At 61.1% G+C, this 9,281-nt stretch carries 16 protein-coding genes and 2 pseudogenes; 17 read left to right on the plus strand and 1 reads right to left on the minus strand.

Features of this window, described 5'->3' with window-relative positions; all coding sequences use genetic code 11:
• Window positions 1-407: 407 nt before the first annotated feature.
• The 10 genes and pseudogenes from QZT63_RS10115 to QZT63_RS10155 all read left to right on the plus strand — a co-directional run bounded on the left by QZT63_RS10115 (window position 408) and on the right by QZT63_RS10155 (window position 5,267).
• Window positions 408-707 carry a type II toxin-antitoxin system RelE/ParE family toxin gene (locus QZT63_RS10115; protein ID WP_290650852.1) on the plus strand — a complete coding sequence of 100 codons (300 nt, stop codon included), beginning with the start codon at window positions 408-410 and terminating at the stop codon, window positions 705-707.
• 1 nt (window position 708) lies between these two features.
• Window positions 709-999 carry an addiction module antidote protein gene (locus QZT63_RS10120; RefSeq protein WP_290650854.1) on the plus strand — a complete coding sequence of 97 codons (291 nt, stop codon included), beginning with the start codon at window positions 709-711 and terminating at the stop codon, window positions 997-999.
• 723 nt (window positions 1,000-1,722) lie between these two features.
• Complete coding sequence (locus QZT63_RS10125) at window positions 1,723-1,959, plus strand: type II toxin-antitoxin system prevent-host-death family antitoxin (RefSeq protein ID WP_290650856.1); 237 nt, start codon at window positions 1,723-1,725, stop codon at window positions 1,957-1,959.
• Window positions 1,959-2,388 (plus strand): annotated as a pseudogene (locus tag QZT63_RS10130) (type II toxin-antitoxin system VapC family toxin). Before QZT63_RS10125 ends, QZT63_RS10130 begins: the two are co-directional and overlap by 1 nt.
• Window positions 2,372-2,650: pseudogene (locus QZT63_RS10135) on the plus strand (transposase); the annotation flags it as partial. The pseudogenes QZT63_RS10130 and QZT63_RS10135, both read left to right, overlap by 17 nt.
• Before the next feature lie 4 nt (window positions 2,651-2,654).
• The gene (locus QZT63_RS20070; RefSeq protein WP_366636642.1) at window positions 2,655-2,999 is read left to right on the plus strand and encodes a sugar transferase; all 345 of its coding nucleotides are present in this window, start codon (window positions 2,655-2,657) and stop codon (window positions 2,997-2,999) included.
• A gap of 34 nt (window positions 3,000-3,033) precedes the next feature.
• Complete coding sequence (locus QZT63_RS20075) at window positions 3,034-3,243, plus strand: hypothetical protein (protein WP_366636645.1); 210 nt, start codon at window positions 3,034-3,036, stop codon at window positions 3,241-3,243.
• Window positions 3,244-4,118: 875 nt separating this feature from the next.
• On the plus strand, window positions 4,119-4,268 hold the full coding sequence (locus QZT63_RS10145; RefSeq protein WP_290650858.1) for a hypothetical protein: 150 nt from the start codon (window positions 4,119-4,121) through the stop codon (window positions 4,266-4,268).
• 347 nt (window positions 4,269-4,615) lie between these two features.
• A complete protein-coding gene (locus tag QZT63_RS10150) occupies window positions 4,616-4,924 on the plus strand; it encodes a nucleotidyltransferase domain-containing protein (RefSeq protein ID WP_290650860.1) in 309 nt (102 codons plus the stop codon).
• Window positions 4,914-5,267, plus strand: a complete 354-nt coding sequence (locus QZT63_RS10155; protein WP_290650862.1) for a HepT-like ribonuclease domain-containing protein — start codon at window positions 4,914-4,916, stop codon at window positions 5,265-5,267. Before QZT63_RS10150 ends, QZT63_RS10155 begins: the two co-directional genes overlap by 11 nt.
• A 127-nt stretch (window positions 5,268-5,394) precedes the next feature.
• Here the strand turns inward: QZT63_RS10155 and QZT63_RS10160 are convergent, their stop codons facing one another.
• On the minus strand, window positions 5,395-6,105 hold the full coding sequence (locus QZT63_RS10160; protein ID WP_290650864.1) for a Druantia anti-phage system protein DruA: 711 nt from the start codon (window positions 6,103-6,105) through the stop codon (window positions 5,395-5,397).
• A gap of 425 nt (window positions 6,106-6,530) precedes the next feature.
• Here QZT63_RS10160 and QZT63_RS10165 point away from each other — a divergent pair, with 425 nt between their 5' ends.
• The 7 genes from QZT63_RS10165 to QZT63_RS10195 all read left to right on the plus strand — a co-directional run bounded on the left by QZT63_RS10165 (window position 6,531) and on the right by QZT63_RS10195 (window position 8,843).
• Window positions 6,531-6,761 carry a tyrosine-type recombinase/integrase gene (locus QZT63_RS10165; RefSeq protein WP_290650874.1) on the plus strand — a complete coding sequence of 77 codons (231 nt, stop codon included), beginning with the start codon at window positions 6,531-6,533 and terminating at the stop codon, window positions 6,759-6,761.
• A 204-nt stretch (window positions 6,762-6,965) separates the two neighbouring features.
• Window positions 6,966-7,196, plus strand: coding sequence for a transcriptional regulator (locus tag QZT63_RS10170; protein ID WP_366636650.1), 231 nt, complete (start codon window positions 6,966-6,968; stop codon window positions 7,194-7,196).
• Complete coding sequence (locus tag QZT63_RS10175) at window positions 7,189-7,494, plus strand: helix-turn-helix domain-containing protein (protein WP_290650866.1); 306 nt, start codon at window positions 7,189-7,191, stop codon at window positions 7,492-7,494. The genes QZT63_RS10170 and QZT63_RS10175 overlap by 8 nt, the downstream gene beginning before the upstream one ends.
• 169 nt (window positions 7,495-7,663) lie before the next feature.
• Window positions 7,664-7,906, plus strand: coding sequence for a type II toxin-antitoxin system Phd/YefM family antitoxin (locus QZT63_RS10180; protein ID WP_290650868.1), 243 nt, complete (start codon window positions 7,664-7,666; stop codon window positions 7,904-7,906).
• Window positions 7,903-8,166, plus strand: coding sequence for a Txe/YoeB family addiction module toxin (locus QZT63_RS10185; protein ID WP_290650870.1), 264 nt, complete (start codon window positions 7,903-7,905; stop codon window positions 8,164-8,166). Before QZT63_RS10180 ends, QZT63_RS10185 begins: the two co-directional genes overlap by 4 nt.
• A gap of 148 nt (window positions 8,167-8,314) precedes the next feature.
• The gene (locus QZT63_RS10190; protein WP_290650872.1) at window positions 8,315-8,539 is read left to right on the plus strand and encodes a DUF433 domain-containing protein; all 225 of its coding nucleotides are present in this window, start codon (window positions 8,315-8,317) and stop codon (window positions 8,537-8,539) included.
• A gap of 13 nt (window positions 8,540-8,552) precedes the next feature.
• Complete coding sequence (locus QZT63_RS10195) at window positions 8,553-8,843, plus strand: hypothetical protein (protein ID WP_290650873.1); 291 nt, start codon at window positions 8,553-8,555, stop codon at window positions 8,841-8,843.
• The last annotated feature ends 438 nt before the right edge of the window (window positions 8,844-9,281 follow it).

The raw sequence follows: 9,281 nt of genomic DNA on the forward strand, positions 1-9,281 counted from the left end.
AATCAGCATGTCCACCTCCATTGCCTGGTGCCCGGCGGTGCACTGACCGACGACGGCCCCTTCGGCAGGGGACGCGCCTTCGCTCGGGCCGAGGCTGGATTTGCCCACCCCTGGCGCGCTGGTTTGGATGTCAAAGGCAGCAACAAGGCCCCAGTCCATGGACACAACTCGCGCACTCACCATCGCCGGCTACGCCGCGCCCGAGTCTACCGGAGCGTCCCACCGCCTCCCGAGCGATACAAAACCCAGATAGAACGTGCGCCAGCCTGATGGGCGGCTCAATACCAACAGGCATGTCTTCGCCATGCTGCGCACGGGGAAGACATGCTTCACTTTGGGCCCCTGTGACAGGATGGAGGGCCCGAACGCGCTGGCGGAGTACGTATCCGAGCGGATACAATAGAGCAATGAATGCCTTCCTGCGCTCAAAGGAGTTTGATGCCTGGCTTTCGAAGTTGAGGGACAAGAAGGGGACGGCCCGGATCGTCCACCGGATCCGGTCAGCTGAACAGGGGAACTTCGGAGACTGTAGTTCTGTTGGCGAGGGGGTCTATGAGGTGCGTGTCCACGTAGGTCCTGGATATCGCATCTACTTCACGAGGCGTGGGGGGTCGTTGTATCTGCTTCTGCTGGGGGCGACAAGTCCTCTCCGAAGCGAGACATCAGGCGCGCGATCGAGAATTGCGCGCACATATGGTGAGGACTGACATGAGCGAGTTTTCCCCCTTCGATGCCGCCGATTATCTCGATGAGGAAGAGACCATTGCCGAGTATCTTACGGCCGCTCTGGAGGACCCTAATCCGGACGTGTTCCTGGTGGCGGTTCGCGATGTCGCCCGAGCTCGAGGCATGACGCAGCTGGCCCGAGACACGGGGCTTGGCCGTGAAAGCCTGTACAAGGCACTCACGCCCGGAGCGAAGCCGCGATACGACACGGTGCTGAAGCTGCTGCACGCCTTAGGCGTGAAGCTTTCTGCTACACCGCTTCACGAGACTTGAGAAAACGCCTGGCCCAGGGGCCCAACAAGGCGCCGCAGCGATCCATGTCAATCTGGCACGGCGCTTGCCTACGCAACTGCCGCGCCAGCTCGCCATGGTCGCTGAGCTTGGTCGGTTCGTTGCGATACGAAGTCGCATAAGTATATGTTGCCAAGCACTTTTTGTGTTGGTGCGGTCGCAACCTGGAGTTCTGCCTACAGTATCCTGCCAGCCATGCGACAAGGAGGTGGTATGAAGTGTCTGGGACAACGTACCCTGTCAAGAGGAACCGTGAGGGGAATCGGTAACTAGGAGTGTCACGCGGTGGGGGCCGGGATCGATAAGGCAAACGCAAGTGAACCATCGTCGATTTGCCCTGTGTGGAGGACATCCCCTCCGTCGAGGAGCTGCGCGATGTACCAGGCAGGGATACCGAGCGCGAATCCCTATAGCGTGCTTACTGGTACAGAAGACCCCTTAATTTACTTCCTCAACGGGAACACCAGATAGCCGACAAGCTGTTGGCGTGGGCACCCGCAGGATATTGGATCCTATCTATTGCGCTGTACGAGTTACAGGTGGGGATCGCCAAATCCCTTCCCGGAAAAGCGCTTTCGGCAGCGTGCGACCAAGGGCTGATCGCCGTGGACGTGCGACGGAAACTCCGAACCTTGCTTAAACTGCAATTGCACGCGCCGGCTTTTGTGTACATAATTCGTGTACATATATGGGCGGAGTTTATTCATGAACGAGGTCAGTGTGCGCGAGGCGCGAGAACGGATCTCCCAGCTTCTGGAACGGGTGCAGGCGGGCGAGGAGGTATTGATCCTGCGCCGGGGCAGACCGGCAGCGCGGCTAGTGGGCCCGCCTTCTGGCGAGGTGGCATTCCGGTCGCGGGCGTCGCTGCGCGACGAGCTGCCGCCCATGCGGGAATCGGCCGGAGCGGCGGTCCGGCAGCTTCGGGAAGCCGAGCGCTTTTGATGCTCTATGCCGATACCAGCGCGCTCTTGCCGTATTACCCGGGGGGAGCCGGCCAGTGCCGCGATCGAGTCGCTGCTGTTGGCGCAGACACGGCCAGTGCTGATCAGTGACCTGACTCGGGTGGAATTTGCCTCTGCGCTGGCGCGTTGGGTACGCATGGCGGAGTTGACGGAATCACAGGCCAACCGGGTGGAATCCGCCTTTTACGAAGACGTCTCCGAGGGGCGATTCCAGGCGGTGGCCATGACGCGCGCGCAATATGAACGGGCGACGCACTGGTTGCTCCTCCGGCGCACCGGCCTGCGGACACTGGATGCCCTGCATCTGGCGTGTGCCGAGGCGAACGCGGCCCGTTTGTTGACCCTGGACGATACCCTGTTCGACGCGGCCGAGTTCCTGGGCGTGGCGACGCATGCCTTGGATTCGTGAGGGCGTGAAGGATCCGCACGGCGTAGTTGTGTTGCCGCATGGGGGGCACCACGTGGTGCAGCGAGGGCACAACCGCCAAGTGGTATTTGCGGGTGAGGACGATTGCCGCCGGTATCTGGAGGATTTCCAGGAGCTCGGTGGTGCGTGTGATGTGCGGGTCTATGCGTATTGTCTGATGACGAACCACGTGCACCTGCTGCTCGGTCCAGGGGACGAAGTGGCGAGTATGGGGCGATTGATGAAGGCGGTGGCCGCACGAGCAGGGCATGCATGTGCGTTCGGACGGTGCATTGGTCGGACAAGCTGATGGTGCAAGCGGGTTATCGTTGTCGAGCGCCGCGCTCAAGCGCGGTTTCGATTGTCTGGGGGCGGCAGCAGGATTGGTACTGACGTTCTGGCTGATTGCGCTTGCATGGCTCGTTGCGACGATCGACACCGGCGCCAATGGTTTTTTCATGCAAGAGCGCGTCGGGCGTTTGGGTCGGCGGTTTCGAGTGATCAAGCTGCGCACCATGCGCGTGGATCCCGCATTGCGTACCACCGTGAGCACCGCTGGTGACGCACGCGTGACCCGAGCCGGTCGGTTGGCTACGCCGCGCCAGGCTCGATGAACTGCCTCAGCTTTTCAATGTGTTGAAGGCCGACATGAGCTTCGTCGGCGCCCAGGCGGACGTGCCGGGTGTCGCCGGCACGCTCGAAGGGGCCGATCGCATCATCCTGACCCTGCGCCCCGGCATCACCGGCCCGGCCACGCTCAAGTACCGCGACGAGGAAACCCTGTTGGCCGAGGCAGACGACCCACAAGCCTACAACAGTCTGTCGGTTGATAGACTCGTGCGAAGTTCGCCGATGTAACGCCCTGGCCGATTGTGGCCGGGGCGTTTTTTCGTTGTGTCTTCGGCGGTTTGTTGCCGTTGCGCCTGCCGATGCACCTTGTCCGGGTTGTGCGCCTTTGGCGCGGTGGGCTTAACGGTGCATTACGCGTGCGCTAATGCACCTACCGTTTGCGTGTTGGGACCTTTTCAATACGCTGTGAGAGCTGGCAATTGCCCGGTCAGCGCCCAAGTACGTAGGCGTGCCTGGGTCCGATGGCCTGCCCTTAGCAGTAGGCCGAAGAGCGACCCGAAGCGGTCAGCGAGGTCCAGTGGTCCGGTGACTGGTTCGGAGATCGGTCCATCAGCTCGCCTTGTTCCCTTGTTCGATAGAATGCTCCTGTGGTGTACGGAGATAATCCATTGGATTACAATCCAATTGCGTGATTACCGTTGCTGAGGTTCCGGAATACGTTCGCCGTGCGGAGAAACTTCTGAGCGCCCAGGAGCGGCAAGAGGTTGTTGAGTACCTCGCTGGACACCCCAAGGCGGGTGACCTCATGGAAGGCACCGGCGGAGTACGGAAGCTTCGCTGGCGCAGAGGAGAGGCTCTGGCGCCGGGTAGATCATGTTTGGAAAACTCGGGGGCGCATGAGTCAATCAGCGCTATTCACGCGGTTAGGGGCGCCGCTTAGGGTCGTTCGCCGGTCCTGGGGAGGTGTCAGGGAAAGTGACGGCACGGTCTTCTTGCGTGTGTGTGGCAGGACAAAACCATCCGTGTGGATGGAAGAGACTTCATGCAGCTCACCGCGAATGGGTTTTTTCAGGCGAACGACCCCGGTAACTTTGGCTATCTTGAGCGGCTTCAGCATGTCGAGCGGGTGAAGAGCTCGCACCTACATGGTTATGTGCATAGCCGTGGATCCATCTGCCCACCCCCGTCAAGTCGCAAGCTTCAATGGCAAGAGCCTGCGCCTCGGTGGCGAGCTGCTTGAGTCCGATGGTGAAGTCTGGCTGGAACTGCTGGATCGGGTGCCGGTTGAAGAGCTTGCGCCACAAGAGAGCTAAACCCTCGTGTCGCTCTTCCTTGGCGTCGATCAAGGCGAGTTGGCGCGGCCATGCCACTGAGAAAACAGAAGAAGCCTAACGAATGGCATTGAGCGCGACGGCTCCTTCACAGCCGCGGCTCATGCCAAGCGTTTTCGCGCCGAGCAAAGCTCGGCGTATCTTGCGGGGTGGAACATAAGGCAAGGGGCGACCCGAAGCGGACCTCCCGCCAGCGTCTGGCCACCGTTCGCAATGGCAGACTGGCCTCGACACCTGCTCCGTTCGTAGTTCCAATAGACGCAGCAGCATGGATGCACGGAGGGGCAACGTTGAATCCAAGGCACTTGTTTCGCCACGAGGTACCGGCGATGCACCGAATCATCGAACAGCATGTCCCCGAGCTTCAGGGCCTATGCAAACGGCACGGTGTAAAGCATCTTGTACTGTTCGGCTCGGGAGTTCGGGATGATTTCAACCCCGAGCGCAGCGATATCGATCTGTTAGTCACGTTCGAGGATATGGATCCTGAGCGTTTAGCGGATGCGTATTTCGGATTGAAGGAAGGAATCGAAGCCCTGCTGGAGCGCGAAATCGATCTAGTGACCGAGCGAAGTGTCAACAACCCTTACCTCCGACGCGAAATCGAGCGAAACAACGCTATTGTCTATGCGGCGTGATCCGAAGAAGTACTTATACGATGTGTCCGTTGCGGCGGACCGTGTTCAGCGTTTTCTTGCAGGCAAGAGCTTCCCTGACTACGACGTTGATGAACTCTTGCGTGCAGGCGTCGAGCGGCAGTTCGAGATTATGGGGGAAGCCCTGAATCAACTATCTCAAGTCGCACCGGAGATCGCAGCCAAGATCCCCGAGTACCGGCGGATCGTCGCCTTCCGCAACATTCTCATCCACGCTTATGCTGATGTGGACAACGCCATCGTCTGGGGTATCGCATCAGGCAAGCTTCCCAAGCTGCGACGTGCCGTCGCCCATCTGCTTGATGACTCGGATGAACTCGACTGACCCAGCACACTTTGCGGCGACTCCTGATCTTGCCCGGCAACAGTGGCAGCCGGTAATGCTCGGCCACTCGCGTTGTCTCCGCGACACTGGCCCCGCCAGTTCGCTCAGTAGACGTTCAAAACTGAGTTCAGCACGCGCGTGAGTTAGCGGAACATGACGGTGATGTCGTGGAGGCGCCGCAGGCCGCGCCAGATGCTCTGCGTACCGTACCGGGCTCGCCGTCGCCCTTGCCGCCCGGGTGCGCGGCGAAATCGCGGCTCAGCGATGACCCACTCGCGCAGCCGCCTGTCGCAGCGCAGCGCCTGGGCGAACTCGTGCCTGGCCCAGTCATCCGCATCCGGCGCCAGTCCCGTGTCAGCGGGTAAGCGTAGATGGCCTTGATGGAGCGCGTACCGGCATGCGCCGTGTCGTCTCTCCCGCGTCCGCGGGTGTCGCCGACATACTGCCAGTTGGCGGCGCGGTAACAGCCGCCCAGGTGGCGGCTGCGGTCGATGAATGTCTCCAGGAGTACCGGCGCCTCGCCGTGGCGCGCCTTCCGGTCGCGCGGCAGATGGCGCTGGCAGCGCGCGAGCACCTGCGAGGTGAGTTCCGGGACACGCATGCCGGGGCGGCTCAGAAAAGCGGCTATTGCACACCACCCGCTGTGCGCTGCCGCGGCGAGCAGATCCTGGTACTGTACCGCCGCCGGGGCAAGGCCGAAGCGCACATGGGGGAGTTCAAAGACGTCGTCGGTGACTCCCAGCTGTGCACCTCCCGCGGCGCGGCGGCCCCGGCGACGGTGCTTGCCCGCAGCCAGGCGCTGCTCGCCCTGCGGCTGCTCGCCAATGAGCTCATGCATGTGCTGCGTGCCCACATGGAGGCGGCCACCCAGCGGGGGCTGGAGTCTGCTCGGCGTGCGCGAGCGCCTCCTCCAGGTCGCCCGCCTGGGTGCAGCACCACGCCCGCCGCCTGGTGGTCATCCTCGAGCGCCGCGCCGCGCCGCAGCGCAGTGGCGGGTACTGCTCAAGCGGCTCACACGGCTCAAGCTCGAGCCTGGATAACGCGGCGCAGCACTCCGCGACAAGGGACACAGACTGCGCTGGATCCGACCGGCACCATGCACTCATGCCTGCGTGCTGCCGGAAGCCCGTCGATCAGGCCGATGCTGCGCCGCGGCATCTACACCCGGCCGCAAACCACACGGCAGCGGGCTGTCGCGCAGGGAAAACGCGCGTACCGCCGCCCGGCACCCGACTACGTCGACCGACTACCAAGTCCTGGTGAATAAGGCAGGGTGCTGAGCCCAGAAATAATGTATGCCGCACGCGGCATAATCGTCATGCCTATGCCACGCATGTCCTGGAACAGGGCCTGCCGGTTCACCAGCTCCAACGGCTACTGGGTCATCGCAACGTCCAGTCGACGATGCGCTACATGCACTGGCTGCCGGGTCAGCAGTGGGCGTGTCAGGGCCATGCCGATGTGGTGGCCGCACTGGAGGTGGGGCATGACTGAGACCGCTACCCTCCAACAGGTATTTATCCGCCATGCTGCGCACGGCGAAGAAATGCTGCACTGTTTGTTGGGCTCAGGCTCCGCGTTGGTCATGCGTACGGCTTTGCCGTATACTTAGCCAATGTACACGATCAAGGAAACCCGTACCTTTGTCGCTGAGGCCAAGAAAGTATGGTCTGAGGCAGAGCGGCTGGAGTTCTTCTCGTGTTAGCGGCCAACCCCGAGGCGGGCGACGTGATCCCTGGCAGCGGCGGTTGCCGCAAGGTCCGTTGGGGCCGCGCCGGCGCGGGAAAACGTGGTGGCGTGCGGGTTATCTACTTCACCCGGCTAGCCTCTGGCGAGATTTGGATGCTGCTCGTGTACGCAAAGTCGGTCAGGGACAACATCCCGGCCCACATCCTTCGAGCCATCCGGGAGGAACTTGAGCATGGCTAAGCGAGTTCAGTCTAAGCAGCAGTCCTCGGGCGAGGAACTGGGTCTTAAGCTTTTGCAGTCCGTGCGGGAGATGCGTGGCGGTCGGGCTGAGCGGGTCACCAAGGTCGAGCCCAATGAAGTCGCCCTTGCGCGGCAGCAGACCGGGCTCTCACAGGCCCAGTTCGCCGAGGCGCTGTGCATTTCTAAGCGCACGCTCCAGGATTGGGAGCAAGGTCGACGCTCGCCTTCGGGCGCGGCGCAGGCGCTGATCCGAATTGCGAGGCGTCATCCCGAGGTGGTTCGCGAGGCGCTGCGGTAGGCCTACTGGCAACCGACGAGTTTGCAGCGCACTAGCCCTACCAGAGCGTGGAGCGGACCGCGAAGACGCGGCCGCTCGCGCTTGTCGTCGTTATGCAGGCATCGCGTGCTGCTTGACGTACGTACGAAAAAGCGTACCATATCTTCAAGTAGCCGAGTGGAGGTGTGCCATGACTGCAATCACAGCCAGCGAAGCCCGCGCTAACCTATATCGCCTGATCGACGAGGCCGCCGCCTCGCATCAGCCGTTGCTGATATCGGGGAAGCGGAACAACGCGGTGCTGGTATCCGAGCAAGACTGGGAGGCGATCCAGGAGACGCTGTTTCTGCTATCTGTCCCTGGTATGCGCGAATCGATCCGGGAAGGCATGGAGACGCCCGTTGACAAGTGTGCCGAGGATCTGGATTGGTGAATTGGCAACTCGTCTATACGAAGCAAGCACAGAAGGACGCGAAGAAGCTGGCCTCAAGCGGGTTGAAACCAAAGGCGCAGGAGTTGTTGGCCATCCTTGCTGAAGACCCATTTCAGAGGCCACCCCCTTTCGAAAAGCTCGTTGGTGATCTTGCAGGGGCCTATTCGAGGCGAATCAATATACAGCATCGGTTGGTATTCCAGGTGCTGGAAGAGGATAGGATCGTTAAGGTGTTGGGGCTATGGAGCCATTACGAATAATGCATAACAGCGCCAACTCGGACGGCATCACCCTGCGCGTTCGCTTCGGGTAAAGCTGCCGGATACGCTGGACGTTATGCACCAACCGGGGCAGTGGCGGCCTGCCGGGTGTATAATGTAAAAATAGGAAACTGTCCGGAGCGGAGACATGACATCGAGAGGCGCCATCATCCATAGCGATCCTGAGATCCTTGGTGGTACGCCGGTTTTCGTTGGTACACGGGTTCCGGCGCAGACGCTGTTCGACTATCTCGAGGGTGGTGAGACCCTCGATGAGTTCCTCCACCAGTTCCCCTCGGTCAAGCGAGAGCAGGCGTTGGCTGCGCTCGAGTTAGCCCGCGACTCTTTGCTGACCGATGCGCGTTCTGCTTGACGAGAACATCCCGGTGGACTTCGCGGCCTTGATGATCGGTCATGATGCGCATACGGTGTCGGGGATGGGTTGGGATGGTTTGAAGAATGGCGAGCTTCTGCGGCGCATGGCGGGTAGGTTCGATGTGCTCGTCACCATGGATGCGAATCTTCCACACCAGCAGAACTTGACTGCGCAACCCTTCGGCGTGGTTCTGGTGCAAGCTGCCTCCAATCGACTGGTCCATCTGGAGCCTCTCGTGCCAACCATTCTTGCCGCGGTCGGCGATGTCGGTGCTGGTGAACTCCGGCGGGTTGGTGCATAACATGTCGCTGCTCGTGCCGAGATAAATCCGAAGCCTCGGGAGGAATTTTAAAAGTCTGAAATTGGCTAATGTTACCCAGTGGGTGCAGATCACGGGAAACTCCATGATCCCAGTCCCACCACGACCAAAGCCTAGCCAGCAGGTCGGTAGTGAAGCCGGGTGCGATCTTGGTAACAAGGTGTGCGGAGCAAGGGTGGAACGAGAGTGTAGGCCATCTATTGAACCCCGAAATATTGTAGAGTGGCGGTCTGTGGATAACCATCGAGGGATGGGAAAGCCGACGGTTTGCAGTGTACCGGAAGGCAGTAGTCTCAGCTGCGCCATGGCAAGTAGCTGCGACACCGCCGGGGTCTGAGAACATGGCATGCGCTTACAGGGGTAGCTCGGGAACTCGGGAGATCCGAACAAGTCCTGGCTCAAGCAACCGGCCTCGGTGTG

Origin of the sequence: Aquisalimonas sp. (assembly GCF_007120195.1) — a bacterium.
Taxonomy (GTDB): domain Bacteria; phylum Pseudomonadota; class Gammaproteobacteria; order Nitrococcales; family Aquisalimonadaceae; genus Aquisalimonas.